Raw genomic sequence first — 22011 nt, 5'->3', positions numbered from 1 at the left:
GTTCAGGTTGAACCGGAATGAGCGTTCACATTGGTCCGGAAATGGTGTTCACGTTGAATCGGAATTGGTGTTCATGATCGGCCGGAATATGCACATGGGGTGCACAAAAGAAAAGGGGACAGCAGATGCTGTCCCCTCAAGTCATTTCGTCCATTCCCTGAACTGCCATGCTCCCTGCAATCCTTGACGCTATCCTTTCCTTTGGAAATTCCCCTTCCCAATCCGTTGGGGTGTCCTGTGGCCTTCCTAGCCTGGCAATCTGTCCTGATTGCTTCACCCTCTCCTTCCTGGAGGTGTCCATTACCACATCCCGTGGTGTTCCTGCGTCATCCTGACTGATAACCATCCTGGCTATCACGCTTCATCTTGAAGCTGTTCCTGACCGCGTCTTGCGGTGTCCTTTCATCCTTGATGAGCGACAATCCGTGCCACTCAACCTCATCCTGAGGTATCCAACTACCGCATCCTGCGGTTGTCCTGTCGATCCTTGTGATAACCATCCTGGCTATCAACCCCATCCCGAGGTGTTCCTTGCCCACATCCTGCAGGCTATTCCTTGTTTATGCGCTGTTTCTGCATCCTGCCGAATCAGCTCGTCCTTGTGAGACCCATACTAAGGCAATTACGGGCTCGAACAAGGTGTGCATTCGGCTTGGATTCCGTGACATCCGGTGCAGAAATGGGCTTGTGTGGAATATTATCTACGTTTATCAGTTACTTAGATAGTTTCCATGGAAAGCATACCCAGTGCGGGATGGCTTCACGTACGGTTCAACACTGAGGGGTCTTACAGGGGGAATGGCAGATCTCTTACAAGCAGAAATCGGTAGGAAAACGATGGTGCAGCCGCTTCAATCAGGGGTGTAAGAGTTCAAAATTAATTGAATACTTATGCTTTAAAAGTAGACAAAAGCCGAGATAAATCTCGGCTTTGTATTGTCTGCTGGTTTCTTTAGCTGACCCTTGTCCCAGGAGTCGGGTAGGCCTTGCGCAGTGATTCGGGTGCAAGTACCTCCAGGTTGCCGCTCATGTTGTTCAGCCAGGAGCGGAACTCGGGCGTATCTTGCACTTCGGTCTCCACCACCACGCTGCGCTTGTCGTAACGGGTCATACGCGGGTTATGTCCCGGGATTTGTCCATCGATCAGGGTCGGGCAGTTGGCATCGATGCGCCCGACGAAGCGGATCGGACCGCTGACGTCCTGATAACCCTGGTCGCGGATTAGCTTCTGGATATTGAAGTCCTTCGGCTGGGTCGCGCTGAAGTTGGTCAACTCCACGTTCTTGATGTGATCGAACGGAATGCCGTAGACCTTGGGATCCAGCTCGGAGAGGGTACAGAGCAGGATGGGGCCATCGGGCTGGTTCAGGATGCCGAGGGGATTGATGCGGTCATAGCAGAGCCAGACAGTACGCTCCTTGATGACACGCTGGATCTCGGCGCTGAACTTGCGGCCACGCCAGAGGGCGTCGCGGATCAGGGTGCTGCGGCGGATCTCCGGATTGCCGGCGAAGGGGCGAGGTGACTGGTGCACGCTCTCCAGCCAGCGCTCGGCCAGTTCGCTCTGGCTGTCGCGGATCACCTGACCAGCCTTGTCGATCAGCGGGTTCAATTCGGTCAGCACGCTTGCCGGCAACAGTTGGCTTGCCTGGTCGCTCCAGGTTTTCAGGGCCACTGCCAGCGAGAGCGGCATGATGTTGGCAAAGTCATTGAGACCATGGCGCTCGAAGCACCAGCCATGAGGCTTGCTGCGCTCATCGGAGGTGAGGTCGAACAGTCCCATGCCGGACATCTCTTCCAGGTCCCGTTGCACGGTACGGAGACTGACGTGAATGCCTTCCTCTTCCAGTTTTACCTGGAGTTGGCTGGCGGTCAGCTTGTAAGGGCGGTGCGGGATGCAACGCGCCAAGGTCAGTTGTCGTAACAGCTTCTTACTCATGGTGCATGCCTTCACTGGTTTAGCGTTGAGTGTATCCTAGCCATGGCCTGCGACAGTCTATGTCGCAAGTTTTGCTGCGACAACTGTCGCCATTTTCATACATGAAGAAACAAGGCATTGATAAATAAAACAAAATAGCAATGAAAAGGGGTTGTTTGAGCCTTTTTTTATTGAAAACAAGTCTTGCGAGGATGCTCGCGACCAGGGTGACAGGAAGGAAATGGAAGCAGTAAGGAGGGGGAGGTGGGGGACGGGCCCCCACCTCGACACGTCGTTATGCCAGCCAGGACCAGGCTGATTTGGTGATGGCTGCGCCCACCATGTAGCCGAATACTGCGAGAGCGGCCACTCCGGCCACCAGCTTCTGGCCGCGGGCAGGACGCTTGAGCGCCATGACGCCCAGGCCGATGTAGATCACCAGGGCAATCAGCTTGGCCATCAACCAGGGCTGCTGGCCAGGGCTCATCTGCAGGGTCACCGCCAGCAGCACACCAAACAGCAGCAGGAAGGTGTCGTTGATGTGGGGCAGCACCTTCAGCCATTTCTGTTGCAGCCGCCCGCTGCCCGCCAGCGCCAGGCTCCAGCGGTAGAGGAAGAGCAGCAGGCTGACCAGGGCCAGGGTCATGTGAAGGTGTTTGAGCATGGGGTAATAGGCAATCATGTTGCTTCCTTGTCGTTGTCGGGCAGACCGCTGTTCCATTGATGGGCGTGGGTACGCTCCTGTCCTTCCTGATCGTCTTGCAGCAGGTCGGAGAGGATGTCGCGGTATTGCAGGCTCTTGTTGATATAGGTGTGCTCGTCGTCCAGGTAGTTGACCTGTTCCCGCAGCAGCCGGTTGTCATACTGCTTGAACATCTGCCCCGCACGCCAGGCCTGATTGGCCCTGAATCCCAAGAGGGTGAGTGCTTCTACCCCAAGATCCACGGCCGACCCCAGGGTTTCGCGGTGCACGCTGTCTATCCCGTGGCGCAGGATCTCGTGGGCATGGGGTCTGTCCTGGGCACGGGCCAGTATTCTGAGGTGCGGGAAGTGCTTTTTCACCATCTCGATCACTTCGAGGGAGGTGGCCGGGTCATTGAGGGAGAGCACCAGCAGTTTGGCCTTGTGGGCGCCGGCCGCGTGCAGCAGGTCGAGTCGGCTGGCATCCCCATAAAACACCTGGTAGCCGTACTTTCTCAGCATCTCTATCTGGCTGGCATCCTGCTCCAGGATGGTGGTGCCAATACCATGGCCGTGGAGCAGGCGCCCCACTATCTGACCGAAGCGACCGAAGCCGGCGATGATGACCGGGTGTTCCACCAGCTCGGGCTGTTCGTGTTCGGGGGTGTCGCTCTGGTTGCGGTAGTCGAACCAGGGCTGGATCACCCGATCGTTGAGGATAAGCAGCAGCGGTGTCAGCGCCATGGAGAGGGCGACGACCAGAGTCAGCAGTGAGATGGTGCTGCCCGGCAGTACCTTGTTCTGGGCGGCGAACGAGAACAACACGAAGGCGAACTCCCCGCCCTGGGCCAGGGCCAGGGCGAAGGTCCAGCGCTGGTTCGGGGAGAGGCGAATGACAAAGCCGAGCCCCATCAGCACCAGCCACTTGAGCACCATCAGACCGATCACCAGTGCCGGGATCAACAGGGGATGGGCGGCAAAGAGGCTGAAGTCGATGCCGGCACCCACCGACATGAAGAAGAGGCCGAGCAGCAGCCCCTTGAACGGCTCTATGTCTGCTTCCAGCTCGTGGCGGTATTCGCTGTCCGCCAGCACCACGCCGGCGAGGAAGGAGCCGAGGGCGGGGGAGAGGCCGACGGATTCCATCAGCACGGCGATGGCGATCACCAGCAGCAGGGCGGCAGCGACGAAGATCTCCCGCATGTGGGACTGGGCGATGGCGCGAAACACCGGCCGCATCAGGTAATGACCACCCAGCACGATGCCGGCGATGGCGGCCACCACCAGCAGGCCGTGCTGCCAGCCTGCCAGCTCTGAGCTGCCGCTGCTGGCGACCGGCGCGATGGCCAGCAGCGGCAGGATCGCCAGGATGGGGATGACGGCGATGTCCTGGAACAGCAACACCGCAAACGCGGAGCGGCCGCTCTCGCTCTGCATCAGTTTGCGCTCCTGCAGGCTCTGCAGCACGATGGCGGTGGAGGAGAGCGCAAGAATGAGACCGATGGCGAGCCCCTGCTGCCAGGGCAGACCCAAAAGATAACCCACCCCGGTCAGGGCGACACTGGTGAGCAGCACCTGCAGACCACCGGTGCCGAGGATGGGCCCTTTCAGTTGCCACAACAGGGCCGGGCGCAGCTCCAGACCGACCAGAAACAGCATCAGCACCACCCCGAACTCGGCGAAGTGCATCACGTCTTTCTGCTCGCCCACCAGACCAAGCAGGAAGGGACCTATGATGATCCCCGCCAGCAGGTAGCCAAGGACGGAGCCCAGCCCCCACCGCTTGGCCAGCGGGACGGCGATCACCGCCGCCGAGAGGTAGATCAGGGCGTCAAACAGCAATCCATGTCCCATCAGCGGCTCCTCCTTAACATGATGAATGCCGGTGAGGGCTGGCCGGGCCTGCGCCCGGATCGAGTGTGTGTCATGGGAGTACCCCCAGCAGATCTCGCAGATAGGGGCTCTCGGCCAGCTGGGCCGGGGTCAGCTGCTCGTCACGCAGGGCGCACAGTAGTTGGCGATAGTCCTGGCCACAGCGGCGCAGCGCCTCGGGATCCTCGAGCTTGTGGAAGGAGTGCAGCACGAAAGGGGGCAGCCAGCGCATGCCGCACAGCTGTGCGGTCTGCTGGAAGGGGAGCAGGAAGTCGAGCAGCGGGCGCTGGTTGTAGCCGGCGCGGCAGTAGGATTCGGGGCCGCCCCCCGTGGTGATGGCGCTGAGCCACTGCTTGCCGTTGAGGGCATGGGCCTCGGGGCCGTAGGCATAGCCGTACTCCAGCACCAGGTCCATCCACTCTTTCATGATGGCCGGGCAGGAGTACCAGTAGAAGGGGTGCTGGAAGACGATGATGTCGTGCTCCGCCAGCAGGGCCTGTTCCCGTTTCACGTTGATGAACATGTCCGGATAGCGCTGGCAGAGATCGTGCAGGGTGATCCCCTCCAGCCCCTCGATGGCGTGCAGCAGTTGTTTGTTGGCCCGGGAACTCTGCAGCGCCGGGTGTGAAAAGATGACCAGAATGCGTTTCATGGGATTCCTGAAGAGGGTCTGCTGCCGGCACATGCGACAGACTGTGAGCTGAAACGTTATCAAGAAGCTCCCTGGCCCGCCAGTTCCGGGATCAGTGCGCGCAGCGCCGGATTCAGGGTCTGGTGGGCGGGGTAGCAGAGGCCGATGCGGCGGAACATCCGGGGGCCGCTCACGGGCAGGGTGCACAGGCCCGCTTCGTCCTCCACCAGCCCGTCGGGCAGGAAGCTGATGCCCACTCCGGCCAGCACCAGCGCCATCACCAGCCCCTTGCTCTCGGCCTTGGCCACCAGATTGAGGGTGAGCCGGTCACAGGCCAGCAGGCCTATGGTTTGCTGATGGGCTTCGCAGGGGGGACACTCAATGAAATCATGGTGTTGCAACTCAGCCAGCTCGATACGCGCCCTGCCCGCAAGAGGGTGTCCCCTGGGAACGCACAGCACGTACTCCTCTTCCCAGAGCGGCAGGAAGATCTCGTCCTCCCGGCGCAGGGCATCCAGGGTCAGCCGGCAGTCGGCCGGGGTGCCGTAATCGGAGAGGGTGAGATCCAGCTCGGGCAGCACCCCCTGCACCCGCCGAAGCAATCCCGCCAGCCGACGGCGGCTGAGGTCGGGCATGATGGCCATGTTGAGTCTCGCACGCGTCGCCTTCTGGCGAAACAGGGTCGGCAGGCGACGCGCCTCTTCCACCAGCTTGACGGCGTGGGGATAGAGATAGTGGGCCGGATCCTTCGCTTCCACCCCCTTCTTGCCCCGGATGAAGAGGCTGTCCCCCAGGCTCTCTTCGAGCTGGCGAAGGCCGGCGGAGAGGGAGGGTTGGCTCACGTGGCAGCGGGCTGCCGCCGCCGTGATGTTCTTCTCTTCATAGATGGCGATGAAGAAGCGCAGCAATCTCAGGTCCAGCATGGGGACACCATAGTTAATTCAGATGATAACCAGCGGAAAACTATATTTATCGCCGATGGATGTAGCGACTATAGTGACTGGGTCCCGTGCTGGCCAGCCCTTGTTTGACGCCCATTTCAACGCATCAGAAGGAAAACTCCATGTCCAAGTCCCTCGTGGTGATCACCGGCGCGTCCGCCGGGATCGGTGCCGCCATTGCCCGCGCCTTCTCCGCCGCCGGCCATCCGCTGCTGTTGCTGGCCCGCCGGGTCGAGCCCATGCAGGCGCTGAACCTGCCCGATACCCTCTGCATCGGGGTCGATGTCACCGACACCACCGCCATGAAGACCGCCGTGGCGCAGGCGGAGGTGCAATTCGGCCCGGTGGGATGTCTGGTCAACAATGCCGGCGTCATGCTGCTGGGACAGGCCGACGTGCAGGATCCCGCCGAGTGGCAGCAGATGCTCAACATCAACGTGATGGGGGTTCTGAATGGCGTGCATGCGGTACTGGCCGGCATGAAGGCCCGCCGCAGCGGCACCATCATCAACATCAGCTCCATCGCCGGTCGCAAGACCTTCCCGAACCATGCCGCTTACTGCGCCACCAAGTTCGCCGTCCACGCCCTGACCGAGAATATCCGGGAAGAGGTGGCCGATGTGGGCGTGCGGATGGTGACCATCGCTCCGGGCGCGGTGGAGACCGAGCTGCTCAGCCACACCACGGACGAGAGCATCAAGGCGGGCTATCACGACTGGAAGGACCAGATGGGAGGCGTCATTGCACCCGAGGTGATCGCCGACGCCGTGCTCTATGCATGGAGCCAGCCGGCCAATGTCTGCGTGCGCGAGATCGTGCTGGCGGCCACCCGTCAGCAACCTTGATGGCGGCTGACCGGAAGAGGGGGAGGGGTTGACCCTCCCCCTGGGCCAAGGGTTACCATAGGCCCTCTTTCGTCATTGAGTCGTCTCATGGTCCTGACCCGTCGCCAACTCGCTCGCGCCCGCCGCTGGCTCCCACTGTGGAGTCTGGTGCTGGTGCTGATGTCGTTTGGCAGCCGTGCGGCCACCGATCTCTGTACCCTGACGCCCCATTGCAGCCAGAGCGAGCGTACCCTGGAAAAAGCCATGCCCTGCGGCAGCTTCACCTCGGCGCTCGCCATGACGGTGCTCACCAACGACAGCCTGACGGTTGCCCGGCTTGAGCCCGACAGGCCGACATACCTCTCTCCCTCTCTGTTCATGCCGGAGGCGCCCCTGAAGCGTCTCGAGCGTCCGCCCCGTCACCACGGCTGAGTCGAGTTTCCCTTTCCGGGCATTTCTTCTTAACCGAGGTGAGATATGTACAAGTCCCTGTTACTGGCCGTGCTGGCCGGTACCGTCAGTTTTTCTGCTCTGGCAACCGGGCAGATGACCGTCTACAAGTCCCAGTATTGCGGTTGCTGCAAGACCTGGATCAAGCACATGGAAGAGAACGGCTTTGAGGTCAAGGTCGTGGAAACCGAGCAGCTTGACCCGATCAAGCAGCAGCATGGCATCACCCCGCAGCTGGCCTCCTGCCACACCGGGGTGGTGAACGGCTATGTGGTGGAGGGGCATGTGCCCGCTGCCGACGTGCAGAAGCTGCTCAAGGAAAAACCGGCGATCCGCGGTCTGACCATTCCGGGGATGCCCCAGAGTGCGCCGGGCATGGATATTCCGGGTCAGCCCTATCAGGTGCTGAGCATCAGTGACGAGGGCGCGACCAAAGTCTGGTCGAGCTACCCCGGCTGATGGATGCTGACCGTGAGCAGACACACTTCCATCATGTGAGGCACACCTGAGCGAACCCGTGTCGCCCACGGTCAGGGAGGAGGGCCGCCATCGCGAGATGGCGGCCCTTTTTCGTCGATTTGGGGGGGAATGTCCGGGGAGCCCTTGCAACCCCGGGCGACAAGGGGCAGATTGATCGCCAATTTTTATTTTCTCAGGGACGCTTTTCCCACTGCCTGCCGGTGTGCCGTCTGGATGCGTGCAGCACCAGCGGGAGGGGCGGCCCTGTGACAGCGCAAAGGATGCGACATGTTCACCTTTTCCCGGGGGTTGCTGCTGGCTTGCCTGCTTGCTGCGCCCTGTTCCCATGCCAACGAAGAGTCCGCCATGCCTACAAGCGATACTTCCACCCAGCCTGTCATTGTCCCCCCGGTGGCTGCCAAGCACCCCCATACCCTGAAAAAACACGGGGACACGCGCGTCGACAACTACTACTGGCTGCGTGACGACGAGCGGCAGAAGCCCGAGGTGCTGGACTATCTCAAGGCCGAGAATGCCTACACCGAGGCCATGCTCGCACCGATCAAGCCGCTGCGCGAGCAGCTCTACAAGGAGATGGTGGCCCGCATTCCCCAGCAGGACGAGTCTGTCCCCTATGTGAAGAACGGCTACCGCTATCAGACCCGTTACGAGCCGGGCAAGGAGTACGCCATCTACTCCCGCAGCAAGGTGGAAGGGGACGGGGCCTCCTCCCTGCTGCTGGATGGCAACCAGCGCGCCGAAGGCCACGAGTTCTATGCCCTCGGGGCGCTCGAGGTGAGCCGCAACAACCGCTGGCTGGCGGTGGCGGAAGATTATCTCTCCCGCCGTCAATACAGGATCCAGTTCCTCGATCTGGAGAGCGGCGCCTGGGCTGCCGACACCCTCGAGAACACCTCCGGCAACCTGGTGTGGGCCAACGACAGCAAGACGGTCTTCTACGTGCGCAAGCACCCCAAGACTCTGCTGCCCTACCAGGTCTATCGCCACGAGCTGGGCACGGATCCCGCGAAGGATACCCTGGTCTACGAGGAGAAGGACGACTCCTTCTATGTGAGCCTCTACGCCACCACCTCGGAAGATTTCATCGTCATCTCCCTCTCCAGCACCACCACCAGCGAGGCGCGCCTCATTGATGCCAATGTGCCGGGCCAGACGCCACGCCTGTTCCTGCCCCGTCAGGTGGATCACGAATACAGCCTGGATCACTACCGCGGCCGCTTCTATGTGCGCTCCAACAAGGACGGCAAGAACTTCGGCCTCTATGAGACCAAGGAGAGCCCGGTGGATCGCTGGAAGGCGGTGATCGCCCCCAATCCGGACGTGCTGCTGGAGAGCTATGCCCTGTTCAGGGACTGGCTGGTGCTGGAGGAGCGCAGCCAGGGGTTGACCCGGTTGCGTCAGGTCAACTGGCAGAGCGGCGAACAGAAGGAGATCGCCTTCGACGATCCCGCCTATGTCACCTGGCTTGCCTACAACCCGGAGCCGGACACCAGCGCCCTGCGCTATGGCTACTCCTCCATGACCACGCCGTCCTCCACCTATGAGCTCGACATGGACAGCGGCAAGCGGACTCTGCTCAAGCAGCAGCCGGTGGCGGGCTTCGTGCCTGCGCAATATGCCAGTGAGCGGCTCTGGATCACCGCCCGTGACGGCGTGGCCGTGCCGGTGTCGCTGGTCTATCGCAAGGACAAGTTCAAGAAGGCAGGGGGTGGTGCAGGCACCAATCCCCTGCTGGTCTACGGCTATGGCTCCTACGGCGCCAGCATGGACCCGGACTTCAGCAGCTCACGCCTGAGCCTGCTGGACCGGGGCTTCGTCTACGCCATCGCCCATATCCGGGGTGGCGAGGAGCTGGGCCGCACCTGGTATGAAGAGGGCAAGCTGCTCAAGAAGCAGAACACCTTCAACGACTTCATCGACGTGACCGAGGCGTTGGTGGCGCAAGGCTACGGCGCCAGGGATCAGGTCTATGCCATGGGAGGCAGCGCCGGCGGCCTGCTGATGGGGGCCGTCATCAACCAGGCGCCCCAGCTCTATCGCGGCGTGGTGGCCCAGGTGCCCTTCGTCGACGTGGTCACCACCATGCTGGACGAGTCCATTCCCCTCACCACAGGGGAGTATGACGAGTGGGGCAACCCGAACAAGAAGCGCTACTACGACTACATGAAGGCCTACAGCCCCTACGATCAGGTCAAGGCCCAGGCCTACCCGAATCTGCTGGTGACCACGGGGTTGCACGACTCCCAGGTGCAATACTGGGAGCCGGCCAAGTGGGTGGCCAAGCTGCGTGAGTTGAAGACTGACGACAACCAGTTGCTGCTCAGTACCGACATGGAGGCCGGTCATGGCGGCAAGTCGGGCCGTTTCAAGGCCTATGAGGACATCGCCCTGGAGTTCGCCTTCATTCTGGAGCTGGCCGGCAGCAAGGCGTGATGGCCGGGCCCAAATGAAATCAGCTTGTTACCAAACCCCGTTCCGGCAGCCCCGGATCGGGGTTTTTGCATCTTGGCGACAAAAGCGTCATTAACGTCGTGTTTATGCTGTTCAGTAAGCACTTCGCAATATAACGGACCAGGTTTCTAATCCTTGCCAGTCAAGGGTTGCGAAAGAATCTGGGCGTGCTTTTTATTGCTTCCCTTTGATAGTTCATGTAATTAATCTGCCCTTGAGAAATGAATGATCCGCTTCAAACTTCTCGCTATTTAAATCCGCCATTTTGCTGTTTTGTTTGATTTATGTTGGTGTTATGTGCTTAATCGGAGCGTTAATGCTTTTGAACTGACCCGTTTCTGGTCAGATCACCTCCGATCGGCATGACGCTGATTATCTCACCGCAGGATGATGGTGGCTTCTGGAAGGGCGCGTGCTGCTCGACCATTTCCTCGTACGAGGTCGTATAGGCGAACCCAGTCTTGGTGCGGGTCTGTCTCATATTCTCCCGGGAAACGGGTGAAATAAATCAATGAAAAGGATGAAGAACATGAAAGGATTATCCTTGGCGTGCGCCTTGTCGGCGGCTCTGGTCGGTGTGTCGTTTGGTGGTCCGGTGCAAGCGCAGGAGCGCTTCGTGACCATAGGCACCGGCGGTCAGACCGGCGTCTACTACGTGGCGGGCCAGTCCATCTGCCGCTTCCTCAACCGCGGCGCCGCCGATCACCAGATCAAGTGCAACGCCCCGGCCAGTGGCGGCGGTGTTGCCAACGTCAACGGCATCCGCTCCGGCGAATTCAACTTCGGCATCATGCAGTCCGACCACCAGTACAAGGCGATGAAGGGCGTCGAGCCGTTCAAGGCCGAAGGTCCGATGGATGACATCCGCGCCGTCTTCTCCCTGCAGAGCGAAGTGTTCACCATCCTGGCCCGCAAGGACGCCAAGGTAGCCAGCTTCGACGACCTGAAGGGCAAGCGCGTCAACATCGGCAACCCGGGTTCCGGTCAGCGTGACACCTTTGAAGAGATCATGGCCGTGAAGGGCTGGGACAAATCCGCCTTCAGCCTGGTTTCCGAACTGAAACCCGCCGAGCAGGCCTCTGCCCTGGGTGACAACAACATCGATGCCATGAGCTACTTCGTCGGCCACCCGAACGGCGCCATCCAGGAAGCCTCCACCACCACGGACACCGTGCTGGTGCCGGTCACCGGCCCCGAAATCGACAAGCTGCTGGCCGAGAAGAGCTACTACAGCAAGGCCGAGATCCCGGGTGGTCTCTACAAGGGCAGTCCGAACCCGACCCCGTCCATCGGTGGCAAGGCGGTACTCTCCACCAGCGCCAAGGCTGACCCGGAAGTGGTCTACCAGCTGGTCAAGTCCGTGTTCGACAACCTGGACCGTTTCAAGCGCCTGCACCCGGCCTTCGCGGATCTGAAGGAAGCCGACATGATCAAGGTGGGTCTCTCCGCTCCGCTGCATGAAGGCGCTGTGCGTTACTACAAGGAACGTGGCTGGATGTAATCCGGCTGCGTCTTCGGATGTGCCCCGGACTCGCTCCTCCTTCGGGGGAGCGAGTCTCATTTATTGCAGTACCTACAGAGTCACACTATGCAGCAAACACAACAACAAGAGGCGCTCTCGGCCGAGGAGCTGATCGCCCAGGACGTCGGCGCCAGGCTGCCCGTCGGCCCCATGAGCTGGATCATCGCATGTCTTGCGCTGATCTGGTCCCTGTTCCAGCTCTGGATCGCTTCGCCGCTGCCGTTCTCTCTCGGCATCGGTGTTCTCAACGACACTGAAACACGCTCGATTCACCTGGCTTTCGCCATCCTGCTCGCCTATCTGGTGTTCCCGGCCATGCGCAGCTCGCCGCGCGACCGCGTGCCGCTCGGTGACATCGCCCTTGGCCTCATCGGCGCCGCCGTCGCCAGCTACCTGTTCATCATGTATGAACAGCTGGCCCAGCGCCCCGGCAACCTGACCACCATGGACTTCGTGGTCGCCTGTATCGGCATTCCGCTGCTGCTGGAAGCCGCCCGCCGTGCCCTCGGCCCGGCCCTGGCGGTGATCGCCATCGTCTTCCTGGCTTACAGCCTGGCCGGTCCCTGGATGCCCTCCCTGCTGGCCCACCGCGGGGTGAGCCTGCATGCGCTGGCCAACCACCAGTGGATCACCACCGAAGGGGTGTTCGGCATCGCCCTCGGGGTCTCCACCAGCTTCGTCTTCCTGTTCGTGTTGTTTGGCGCCCTGCTCGAGCGCGCCGGTGCCGGCCACTACTTCATCCAGCTCGCCTTCAGCCTGCTCGGCCACCTGCGCGGCGGCCCGGCCAAGGCGGCCGTGGTGGCCTCGGCCCTGACCGGCGTCATCTCCGGCTCCTCCATCGCCAACGTGGTGACCACGGGCACCTTCACCATTCCCATGATGAAACGGGTCGGCTTCTCCAAGGAGAAGGCCGGCGCGGTGGAAGTGGCCTCCTCGGTCAACGGCCAGATCATGCCCCCGGTCATGGGCGCCGCCGCCTTCCTGATGGTGGAGTACGTCGGCATTCCCTACGTCGACATTATCAAGCACGCCTTCCTGCCGGCGGCCATCTCCTACATCGCCCTCCTCTACATCGTGCACCTCGAGGCGCTCAAGCTCGGGATGCAGCCCATCGGCAACCGTCAGCCGCGCCCCTGGCTGCGTCGTCTGACCGGCTTCGCCTTCGGTGCCGCCCTCATCAGCGGCCTCTCCATGGCGGTCTACTACGGTCTGGGCTGGCTCAAGCCGGTGCTGGGTGACTATGCCCTGCCGGGGATCAGCGTGCTGCTGGCCGTCGCCTACCTGGGACTGCTGAAGATCGCCGCGAGCAACGCACCGCTGCCGGCGGAAGACCCGGACAAGCCACTGGACGAACTGCCCGAGACCCGCGCCGTGCTGCTCTCCGGCCTGCACTTCCTGCTGCCCGTGGTGGTGCTGGTGTGGTGTCTGATGGTGGAGCGCCTCTCCCCCGGCCTGTCGGCCTTCTGGGGTTCGGTGATGCTCATCATCATCCTGCTGACCCAGCGTCCGCTGCTGAACTGGCTGCGCACCGACGGCAAGCACGACTACGGCTCCTTCACCGATGGCGTGGTGGACCTGCGCGAGGGGCTGATTGCCGGTGCCCGCAACATGATCGGCATCGGCATTGCCACCGCCACTGCCGGCATCATCGTCGGGGCCGTCTCCCAGACCGGCGTCGGCCTGGTACTGGCGGATCTGGTGGAGTTCCTCTCCATGGGCAACCTGCTGCTCATGCTGATCCTCACCGCGCTGCTGAGCCTCATCCTCGGCATGGGGCTGCCGACCACCGCCAACTACATCGTGGTATCGAGCCTGCTGGCGCCGGTGATCGTCACCCTGGGTCAGCAGAACGGCCTCATCGTGCCGCTCATCGCGGTGCACCTGTTCGTCTTCTACTTCGGCATCATGGCGGACGTGACCCCGCCGGTGGGGCTGGCCTCGTTCGCCGCGGCCGCCGTCTCCAAGGGCGACCCCATCAAGACCGGGATCACGGCGTTCTACTACAGCCTGCGTACCGCGGCGCTGCCGTTCCTGTTCATCTTCAACACCGATCTGCTGCTCATCAACGTGGACTTTGCCCACGGCGTGCTGATCTTCATCGTGGCCACCATCGCCATGCTGATCTTCGCTGCCGCCACCCAGGGCTTCTTCCTGGTGAAGAGCCGCTGGTACGAGAGCGTGTTGCTGCTGCTGGTGGCCTTCACCCTGTTCCGTCCCGGCTTCTGGATGGACATGCTGCACGATCCGTATCGCGACGCCGCGCCGGCCGAGCTGGCCCAGACCATGGGGCAGGTGGAGGCCGAGAGCACCCTGCGCCTGCGCATGGAAGGGGAAGATGCGGTGGGCAAGTTGCGCCGCTTCACCGTGCTGCTGCCGGTGCCTTCGGGCGTCAGTGGTGAGGACCGTCTGGCCAAGCTGGGGATCCAGACCTATGAGCAGGACGGCAAGATCCTGATCGACACCGTCACCTTCGGCAGCCAGGCCGCCGATCTGGGGCTGGAGATGGATCAGCAGATCCTGAGCGTCAAGGCGCCCACCGAGCGCTGGCCCAAGGAGCTGATGTGGCTGCCGGGCTTCCTGCTGTTCGGGGCCGTGGTCTGGCTGCAACGCCGCCGGGTCGCTCGACCCTGATCATCACCCAATAAAAAACGGCGCCTTCGGGCGCCGTTTTTTATGCTGGGCTGTGATGCCGGCCGCTTCGGACCATCAGTCCAGGGCATCAGTTGGACTGGGTCTGCTTCTGTTTTTGCAGTTGGTCGAGGGTCTGCTGCTCCTGCGGGCTGAGGCCAAGCTGCTCGCAGGCCTGTTCAAAGCTGATGCCAAGATGGCACATCATGATGTCGATAGCGGGCAGGTAGTTGGTCATAGCGTCTTCCATGGTGATCCTCCAGAGCTGTCTCTTATGCCCGAGGGCGGAGATGGGGGCAATTAGACTTTAGGTGTAGGGTGCCATCTGCTTCAGCCTCTGCCACTGGCCGGGGGAATTTGCTACTCTTGCGGGCACTAAAGAGGTTGCCGCCCCAGGGCGAGCAGCCGGTGAGGAGCAGGGCATGTTATTGAGTTTCTTGATCATCGCATCGGGCTGGTGGCACATCCGCGCGGCTTACGGCTCAGACTCCCGTCAGTTCTACATCAGCAAACCCCTGACCATGCTGTTCATCATCGCCCTGGCGTTTGGCTACCAGAGCGACGATCACAACGGCTCCCACGCCTGGATCCTGCTCGGTCTCTGCCTGTCGCTGGCGGGGGACGTGCTGCTGATGCTGCCACGGGATCGCTTCATCCAGGGGCTGGCGGCATTTTTTGTCGCTCACCTCTGCTACATCGTCGGTTTCGCCCAGGGGCCCCTGGTGCTCAAGCTGGTGGACGGCCTGCTGCTGTTGCTGGTGGCCGGCATGGTGTTCGGGCTCCTGTGGGGCCAGCTCGGCGAGATGAGGATCCCCGTCTTCTGCTACATGCTGGTAATCATCGCCATGGCCTGGGTGGCTGCCGGTGCCTGGCATGCCTCTCTCACTGCCGGCAGCGCCGCCGCCCTGGTGGGGGCGCTGATGTTCCTCTTCTCCGACAGCATGCTGGCGCTGGACAGATTCCGCCGCCCCTTCCCCCATGCCACGGCCTGGATCATGAGCAGCTACTTCGCGGCCCAGTTCCTGATCGCCGCCTCCCTGGCGGGCTGACTGGCGGGCAGCCATGAAAAACGGGCCTTCTGGCCCGTTTTGCTATGTGATCCCCACCTTTCACGCCTCGACCGGTTCTGCGTCAGGGTCCCTCGGGGCCGGCTGCTTGAGCAGCAGCATCAGGGCGCTGGCGACGAGCAGGAAGATACCCATCACGTAGAACACCTGGTTGTAGGCCATGATGGCCGCCTCGCGGCTGATGGTGTTCGACAGCATGGCCCGGGCCTGCAACTGGGCCTGCTCCGGCCCGGCTCCCTGGGCCATCATGTTCTGGGCCAGCTGCATCAGATAGGCCTGCCCCTCGATGCTGGTGGCGGCCAGGGTGCTGCCGATCTGGCTGACATGAGTCCGGGTGTCGTTGTCGATCAGGGTGGCGATGATGGCGATGCCGAAGGCGCCCCCCAGGTTGCGCAGTACGTTGAGCAGGGTCGAGGAAGAGGGGATCTCGTCCGGCGTCAGGCTGGCGGTCGCCACCAGGGAGAGGGGCACCATGATGAAGGGCTGCCCCAGGGCCCGCACGATGAGGGACTGGATCAGCTGGGGCCCGGCGTAGTCGGCGTTCATGTTCACGTTCATGAAGCAGCTGATGGCGAAGACCAGAAAGCCGAAGCTCACCAGATAGCGCGGATCTATCTTGTGGGTCAGCTTGGGCACCAGGGGGAGCACCAGCAACTGGGGCAGCCCCATCCACATCAGCACCTCACCGATTTCCAGGGCGTTGTAGTTGTGGATCTGGGTCATGTAGAGGGGCAGCACATAGATGGACCCCATCAACCCCATGCCGAGCACCAGGTAGGCGAAGCAGGCCAGGGCGAAGCGCGGGTTGTGCAGCAGCCGCAGGTTGACCAGGGGGTGGCGGCGCAGCAACTGGCTGATGACGAAGAACACCAGGGCCACCACCGAGATGACGGTGAGCCGCACGATGAAGCTCGAGCCGAACCAGTCCTCCCGGTTGCCCTCTTCCAGCACCACTTCCAACAGGCCGAGACCCACCGCCATGGTGAGGATACCGATGAGATCCACCCGCTTGATCACCTCCCAGTCCACCGGCTTCCTGTCCAGTCCGTGGGCCAGCATGGCCATCACCAGCAGGCCGGGCGGCACGTTCAGATAGAAGATGTAGTGCCAGGACATCTGCTCCGTCAGCCAGCCCCCCAGGGTCGGGCCGATGGCGGGGGCGAAGGTGGCGCACAGGCCGAACAGCGCCATGCCGGTGGCCCGCTTGTGCAGCGGCAGCAGGCTGACGATGAGGGAGAAGGCCATGGGGATCAGGGCCCCGCCGGTAAAGCCCTGCAGCGCCCGAAAGACGATCATGCTGGTGAGGTTCCAGCTGAACGAGCAGAGCACGGAGGCGACGATGAAGGCGCCCGTGGTCCACAGCAGGTAGCGCCGCACGCTCAGTCCCCGGCTCAGCCAGCCGCTCAGCGGAATGGCGATCATCTCCGCCACCAGATAGGAGGTGGAGATCCAGGAGCTCTCGCTCAGGGTGGCAGAGAGCGCCCCCTGAATGTCTTTCAGGGAGGCGTTGGTGATCTGGATGTCGAGGATGGCCATGAAGGCGCCGATGAGGCCCCCCATGACCGCGATCCAGTTGCGGCGTGGTATGGCGTCCATCAGTGGGCGGCCACCACGGGATCAGGGGTGCGGGTGTCGACGATCACCTCGGTGGAGAGGCCGGGCAGCAGCTTGCCCGCCAGGGCGCCCGGATCCGGGATGCGGATCTTGACCGGTACCCGCTGCACGATTTTGGTGAAGTTGCCGGTGGCGTTCTCCGGCGGCAGCAGGGCGAACTTGGCGCCGGTGGCCGGAGAGAGGCTGTCGATGATCCCCTCGACCGGTTGATCCGGATAGGCATCCAGGATCACCTCCACCTTCTGGCCCGGCTGCATGTGCTGCAACTGGGTCTCCTTGAAGTTGGCCTCGACCCACACCTGGCTCAGGGGCACCAGGCTGGCCACCTGCATACCGGACTGGACGTAGAGCCCTTCCCGCAGGCTGCGCTTGCCGATGATGCCGTCGGCCGGTGCTCGCAGCTCGGTGTAGCCGAGTTCCAGCCTGGCTTGTTCAAGCTGGGCCTCGCTCAAAGCCAGCCTGGCCTGGTTCTGCTTGGCTTCGGCATCCAGCACCAGCAGCCGTTCGCGGGCGGCCTGCAAGGCTGCCTTGGCCTCCAGTGCCTGGGCCTGGTTGACCTGCAAGCCGGCACGCACCTCGTCCAGGCTGTCCTGGGAGCTGTAGTGACGCTCATTGAGCTGGCTGACCCGGCGCACCTGCTGCTGGGCCCGGACCTGCTCGGCATTGGCCGAGCTGACTTTTGCCTCGGCCTGGCGGATGAGGCTCAACTGCTGGATACGGGTGGCGGCGAGGTTATCCGCCGTCGCCTGGTTGAGGTGCAGATCGGCCTCGGCCTCCGCCACCTTGGTCCTGTATTCGCGGTCGTCGAGCCGGGCGATGAGCTGGCCGGCCTTCACCGCCTGGTTGTCGGTCACCAGTACTTCGCTGATGTAGCCGGAGAGCTTGGAACCGATGCCGGTCACCTCGCTTTGCAGGTAGGCGTTGTCGGTGCTCTCGAAGTAGCGGCCATGCAGATACCAGTAACCGGCAAACAGCAGGCCGAGCAGGGCCAGCACCAGGGCGGCCAGCAGGGGGATCTTCTTGTGTTGACTCATGATATTGGTTTTCCTGAACTGTGGCGGGCAGGCTAACATCGTGCAACTGTTTCGATTAGTATCCATTCATGAGATATACAGTTTCACTGGTGAAACAATGGACCTGAATGCTGCCTTAATCCTCGTTCGTATCGTCGACAAGGGCTCCTTTACCGCCGCTGCCCAGGAGCTGGGCATGACCAAGGCGACGGTGAGCCGCCGCATCGCCGAGCTGGAGCAGCGTCTCGGCGCGCGGCTGCTCTATCGCTCCACCCGGCAGCTCACCCTGACGGAAGCCGGTGAACAATATTATCTACGCTGCAGCAAGGCGGTGGAGGAGCTGGCCCAGGCCGAGCTGATGCTCAGTGCCAGCCAGCAGGAGGTGACGGGGACCCTCAAGCTGGCGGTGCCCATCGAGACGGGACAGCTGGTGGTGGGCAGGCTGGTGGCGAACTTCCTGCAAGCCTATCCGGGCATGAAGGTGGAGCTGGAGCTGACCAACCGCATCGTGGATCCCATCAGCGAGGGGCTGGATGCCATCGTGCGGGTCGGCGACATGAGCGACTCCAACCTGGCGGCGCGGCGTCTCTGGAGCACCGAGCGGCTGCTGTGCGCCAGCCCGGACTATCTGGCGCGCCACCCGGTGATCCAGAGGCCCGCCGATCTGGTGCATCACGAGCGGATCGCGGTCAGCACGGGGTTCCTCGCCTCGCACTGGTGTTTCGAGCTGGATGATCGCGAAGTGCTGGTGGATCCCCCGTCCCGCTTCCAGGTCAACAACATCACCTGTGCCAGGGAGGCGGCGAAGGCGGGGCTGGGGCTGGCTTCCCTGCCTGCCATGCTGTGCCATGATGAGCTGGCGAACGGGACGCTGGTCTCCTTGCTGCCGGAGTGGCAGCAACCCAGGGTACCCATCTACCTGCTGTTTCCCGAGCGGCGCCTGATGCCGCGCAAGCTGAGGGCATTCATCGATTTTCTGGTGGCCAACGGCCCGGCTTATGGCATCGACAAGCTGCTGTAAGGGTTTCGAGGACAACGTATGGAGCGGTGGATGAATCTGTATCGGGCATCGCACTCCCGGAAGATGCTCGCCCTGGAATGATTGTAGTGCTGGTGATGACGGCACTGGCAAGGGTTTCGAGGACAACGTATGGATCAGTGGATTAACTTGTATCGCGCCTCTCACTCCCTGGAGGCGCATGCCCTGAAAGGGGCCTTGGAGGTAGAGGGAGTCAGGGTGCGCCTCAGCGGCGAAGGGCTCTCCGGCGCGCTCGGGGAGCTGCCGGTGGATCTGCTGCAAGTGACCCTGATGGTGAACGAGCGGGATCGTCAGCGGGCGGGCCGGATCATCGAGCGCTACCAGCAGCGCCAGGGCAACGGCTGGCTGTGCGGCCAGTGCGGGGAGGAGAACGGCGCCAACTTCGATATCTGCTGGCGCTGCCATCACGATCCCCAGGATCATTGAACGCCCCTCGCGCCCTCAGCGCAGGGTGAAGTCGATGTCATCCCCCGCATGGGCATCGTGGTAGGTAGCGAGATCCAGCTCCTTCTCGCTGCGGGCGATGAGCACGGAGACCAGGATGTCGCCGGAGACGTTGACCGTGGTGCGCGCCATGTCGAGGATCCGGTCTATGCCGGCGATGAGCGCCACCCCTTCCAGCGGCAGTCCCACGGCAGTGAGGGTCAGGGTCAGCAGCATCAGCCCGGTACCGGGTGTGCCCGCCGTGCCGATGCTGGCCAGTGTGACGATGCTGATGATGGTCAGGTAGTCCACCAGATGCAGATCCACCCCGAAGGCCTGGGCCACGAACAGGGCGGTGACCCCCTGATAGAGGGCTGTGCCATCCATGTTGATGGTGGCGCCGATGGGCAGCACCTTGGCGGTGATGGCGGGGGAGACCCCGAGCCTGCGTTCGGCGCAGGCCAGGCTGATGGGCAGGGTGCTGCTGCTTGAACTGCTGGTGAAGGCCACCGCCTGGGCATCGACGATGCTCTTGAAGTAGTGCAACGGGTTGAGGCGCGCCATCAGGAGCAGCAGGCTGCTGTAGACGCCGAGCACGTGAAGCAGGCAGCCGAGGTAGACGGCGCCGATCACCTTGAGCAGCGGCAACAGCAGGCTGACGCCGTACTTGCCGGTCATCCAGGCCATCAGGGCGCAGACGCCATAGGGGGCCAGGGCCATCACCATCTGGGTCAGCTTGAACATTCCCTCCGCCAGAGAGGTAAAGAACAGGATGGCGGGGCGGCCGCGTCGCCCGGTGGCGTTGAGGGCGAGAGCGAGGGCCACGGCGAACACGATCACCTGCAATATCTTGCCATCGCCCATGGCCTGCACCGGGTTGCGCGGCACCAGGTGGCTCAGCACGCTGGCCAGGGTAGGTTGCTGCGCCATGGCGCCCCGTTCATAAGGACCCATATTGGCGCCCATGCCCGGTTCCAGCAGCCAGCCCATCATCAGGCCGATGCAGATGGCGACGGCGGTGGAGCAGAGATAGAAGCCGATGGCCTTGCCGGCGATGCGGTCGAGCCGCTTGCCCTTGAGCAGGGCAGTGAGGCCTGCCAGGACGGAACAGAAGATGAGGGGCACCATCAGCATCTGGATGGTGTTGACGAACAGGACGCCGATGGGCTTGAGCAGCAGGGCCTGCTCGCTGAAGCAGAGCCCCAGACCTATCCCGGTCAGCATGCCGAGCAGGGTCTTCAACCAGAGCGGGCGACGGGTCCAGATCCGCCAGGGTTTGAAGACCAATCCATGGAACAGCATGACGCCAATGTCCTTATTTTCTGTCTGCGGTGGCAAAAAGGGGCGACAGTGTAGCCATCCCCCCGTCAGGTTGCCACATTATCGACAAAGCGGCGCTCACGACCAGCCCGCTGGCGTTAAAAAAGGCGTTTTGTTGGCCTATATCAAGAACCCTCTCCGGGCTTCCGGCTTTAATTGTCATCTGACATGATGATTAAAGAGGTTCGAGATGTCCCAATCGATACACGGTCACGAAGTGATGGAGATGATGCTGGAGCAGGAGAGTCCGTTTACCCGGGCCAGCCTCAGGGCGGCGATCGCCTCGCGCTTCGGTGCCGAGGCCCGGTTCCACACCTGCAGCGCCAGCGAGATGGACGCTGACGCCCTGATCGACTTCCTGGCCAGGCGCGGCAAGTTCATCGACTCGGAGTCAGGGTTCCAGACCCGCGCTGACAAGATCTGCAACCACGGATGATCGCCAGTGGCGAGCGCGGTGGGGCGCTCGCCGAATCCCGCCACCTTTGTTATATTTCGCCCTCCTTCCCCTCTTGTTGAAAGGTTCTGCCCGGGCGCTCTATGGACACATTTTCCGCTGCCGTCATGCTGTTTCTGATCATGGATCCGCTGGGCAACCTGCCGGTCTTCCTCTCCATCCTGCGCCATGTCGACCCCAAGCGTCGACGCAAGGTAATGCTGCGGGAGCTGTTGTTTTCACTGGTGATCATGATGGGCTTCCTGTTCGCCGGTCAGCAGATCCTGAGCTTCCTCAACCTGCGTCAGGAGGCGGTCAGCATCGCGGGGGGCATCATCCTCTTCCTCATCGCCATCAAGATGATCTTCCCGAGCCCCGGTGGCGTGACCGGGCTGGCGGCGGGGGAGGAGCCCTTCCTGGTGCCCATGGCCATCCCCATGATTGCGGGCCCCTCCATCCTGGCTTCCCTGCTGCTTCTGGCCAACCAGGAGCCGACCCGGATGGTGGACTGGTCATTGGCCCTGCTGATGGCCTGGGGGGCCAGCGCCGTGATCCTGATGTTCTACGAGCTGTTCAACAAGCTGCTGGGTGAGCGAGGACTCACCGCGGTGGAGCGGCTGATGGGCATGCTGCTGGTGATGATCTCGGTGCAGATGCTGCTGGACGGGGTACACCACTATCTGGCGGTGACGGGTCAGAACTGA

20 protein-coding genes are annotated in these 22011 nt (G+C 62.3%); 11 read left to right on the top strand and 9 right to left on the bottom strand.

The window, feature by feature from the left end:
• Positions 1-952 precede the first annotated feature (952 nt).
• The 5 genes from AB5Y64_RS00745 to AB5Y64_RS00725 all read right to left on the bottom strand — a co-directional run bounded on the left by AB5Y64_RS00745 (position 953) and on the right by AB5Y64_RS00725 (position 6025).
• Entirely contained in the window at positions 953-1939 is a 987-nt protein-coding gene (locus AB5Y64_RS00745) for a YafY family protein (RefSeq protein WP_029313511.1), read from the bottom strand.
• A gap of 274 nt (positions 1940-2213) precedes the next feature.
• The gene (locus AB5Y64_RS00740; protein ID WP_039040394.1) at positions 2214-2600 is read right to left on the bottom strand and encodes a SirB2 family protein; all 387 of its coding nucleotides are present in this window, start codon (positions 2598-2600) and stop codon (positions 2214-2216) included.
• A complete protein-coding gene (locus AB5Y64_RS00735; RefSeq protein WP_010672573.1) occupies positions 2597-4453 on the bottom strand; it encodes a monovalent cation:proton antiporter-2 (CPA2) family protein in 1857 nt (618 codons plus the stop codon). Before AB5Y64_RS00735 ends, AB5Y64_RS00740 begins: the two co-directional genes overlap by 4 nt.
• Before the next feature lie 70 nt (positions 4454-4523).
• On the bottom strand, positions 4524-5123 hold the full coding sequence (locus AB5Y64_RS00730) for an NAD(P)H-dependent oxidoreductase (protein ID WP_041212184.1): 600 nt from the start codon (positions 5121-5123) through the stop codon (positions 4524-4526).
• A gap of 59 nt (positions 5124-5182) precedes the next feature.
• Positions 5183-6025, bottom strand: a complete 843-nt coding sequence (locus AB5Y64_RS00725; RefSeq protein ID WP_041212185.1) for a LysR family transcriptional regulator — start codon at positions 6023-6025, stop codon at positions 5183-5185.
• Positions 6026-6165: 140 nt separating this feature from the next.
• Between AB5Y64_RS00725 and AB5Y64_RS00720 the strand changes: the two genes are divergently transcribed.
• The 6 genes from AB5Y64_RS00720 (at position 6166) to AB5Y64_RS00695 (ending at position 14401) form a co-directional block, all read left to right on the top strand.
• The gene (locus tag AB5Y64_RS00720; protein WP_368203051.1) at positions 6166-6888 is read left to right on the top strand and encodes an SDR family oxidoreductase; all 723 of its coding nucleotides are present in this window, start codon (positions 6166-6168) and stop codon (positions 6886-6888) included.
• An 87-nt stretch (positions 6889-6975) separates the two neighbouring features.
• Positions 6976-7299: a hypothetical protein gene (locus AB5Y64_RS00715; RefSeq protein ID WP_069652338.1), complete on the top strand. Its 324-nt coding sequence runs from the start codon at positions 6976-6978 to the stop codon at positions 7297-7299.
• Positions 7300-7344: 45 nt separating this feature from the next.
• Complete coding sequence (locus tag AB5Y64_RS00710) at positions 7345-7776, top strand: DUF411 domain-containing protein (protein WP_010672577.1); 432 nt, start codon at positions 7345-7347, stop codon at positions 7774-7776.
• A gap of 288 nt (positions 7777-8064) precedes the next feature.
• On the top strand, positions 8065-10230 hold the full coding sequence (locus tag AB5Y64_RS00705) for a S9 family peptidase (RefSeq protein ID WP_161470117.1): 2166 nt from the start codon (positions 8065-8067) through the stop codon (positions 10228-10230).
• A gap of 547 nt (positions 10231-10777) precedes the next feature.
• Positions 10778-11749 carry a TAXI family TRAP transporter solute-binding subunit gene (locus AB5Y64_RS00700; protein WP_045523000.1) on the top strand — a complete coding sequence of 324 codons (972 nt, stop codon included), beginning with the start codon at positions 10778-10780 and terminating at the stop codon, positions 11747-11749.
• 87 nt (positions 11750-11836) lie between these two features.
• Entirely contained in the window at positions 11837-14401 is a 2565-nt protein-coding gene (locus tag AB5Y64_RS00695; protein WP_368203048.1) for a TRAP transporter permease, read from the top strand.
• An 88-nt stretch (positions 14402-14489) separates the two neighbouring features.
• Here AB5Y64_RS00695 and AB5Y64_RS00690 read toward each other — a convergent pair whose 3' ends face one another.
• The gene (locus AB5Y64_RS00690; protein WP_005332188.1) at positions 14490-14648 is read right to left on the bottom strand and encodes a hypothetical protein; all 159 of its coding nucleotides are present in this window, start codon (positions 14646-14648) and stop codon (positions 14490-14492) included.
• A gap of 172 nt (positions 14649-14820) precedes the next feature.
• Between AB5Y64_RS00690 and AB5Y64_RS00685 the strand changes: the two genes are divergently transcribed.
• On the top strand, positions 14821-15447 hold the full coding sequence (locus AB5Y64_RS00685; RefSeq protein WP_010672583.1) for a lysoplasmalogenase: 627 nt from the start codon (positions 14821-14823) through the stop codon (positions 15445-15447).
• Positions 15448-15507: 60 nt separating this feature from the next.
• Here the strand turns inward: AB5Y64_RS00685 and AB5Y64_RS00680 are convergent, their stop codons facing one another.
• Complete coding sequence (locus tag AB5Y64_RS00680; protein ID WP_041212190.1) at positions 15508-17061, bottom strand: DHA2 family efflux MFS transporter permease subunit; 1554 nt, start codon at positions 17059-17061, stop codon at positions 15508-15510.
• Positions 17061-18113 carry an HlyD family secretion protein gene (locus AB5Y64_RS00675; RefSeq protein ID WP_039040403.1) on the bottom strand — a complete coding sequence of 351 codons (1053 nt, stop codon included), beginning with the start codon at positions 18111-18113 and terminating at the stop codon, positions 17061-17063. Before AB5Y64_RS00675 ends, AB5Y64_RS00680 begins: the two co-directional genes overlap by 1 nt.
• Before the next feature lie 97 nt (positions 18114-18210).
• Here AB5Y64_RS00675 and AB5Y64_RS00670 point away from each other — a divergent pair, with 97 nt between their 5' ends.
• Together AB5Y64_RS00670 and AB5Y64_RS00665 are read left to right on the top strand one after the other, a co-directional pair.
• Positions 18211-19113, top strand: coding sequence for a LysR family transcriptional regulator (locus AB5Y64_RS00670; RefSeq protein WP_010672586.1), 903 nt, complete (start codon positions 18211-18213; stop codon positions 19111-19113).
• Positions 19114-19242: 129 nt separating this feature from the next.
• Positions 19243-19557 (top strand): DUF2007 domain-containing protein, encoded by a 315-nt coding sequence (locus AB5Y64_RS00665; RefSeq protein WP_010672587.1) that lies wholly within the window; start codon positions 19243-19245, stop codon positions 19555-19557.
• Between the two features lie 15 nt (positions 19558-19572).
• Here the strand turns inward: AB5Y64_RS00665 and AB5Y64_RS00660 are convergent, their stop codons facing one another.
• Positions 19573-20856: a dicarboxylate/amino acid:cation symporter gene (locus tag AB5Y64_RS00660; protein ID WP_041214291.1), complete on the bottom strand. Its 1284-nt coding sequence runs from the start codon at positions 20854-20856 to the stop codon at positions 19573-19575.
• Positions 20857-21064: 208 nt separating this feature from the next.
• On the opposite strand from AB5Y64_RS00660, the gene AB5Y64_RS00655 reads away from it, so the two are divergent.
• Complete coding sequence (locus tag AB5Y64_RS00655) at positions 21065-21310, top strand: YecH family metal-binding protein (RefSeq protein ID WP_039040405.1); 246 nt, start codon at positions 21065-21067, stop codon at positions 21308-21310.
• Between the two features lie 101 nt (positions 21311-21411).
• Positions 21412-22011, top strand: coding sequence for a YhgN family NAAT transporter (locus AB5Y64_RS00650; RefSeq protein ID WP_010672590.1), 600 nt, complete (start codon positions 21412-21414; stop codon positions 22009-22011).

It is taken from the genome of Aeromonas sp. R5-1 (assembly GCF_040908265.1).
GTDB lineage: Bacteria > Pseudomonadota > Gammaproteobacteria > Enterobacterales > Aeromonadaceae > Aeromonas > Aeromonas caviae.
The sequence above is the reverse complement of the archived record's forward strand: the minus strand, read 5'-3'. Positions and strand labels throughout refer to the sequence as shown.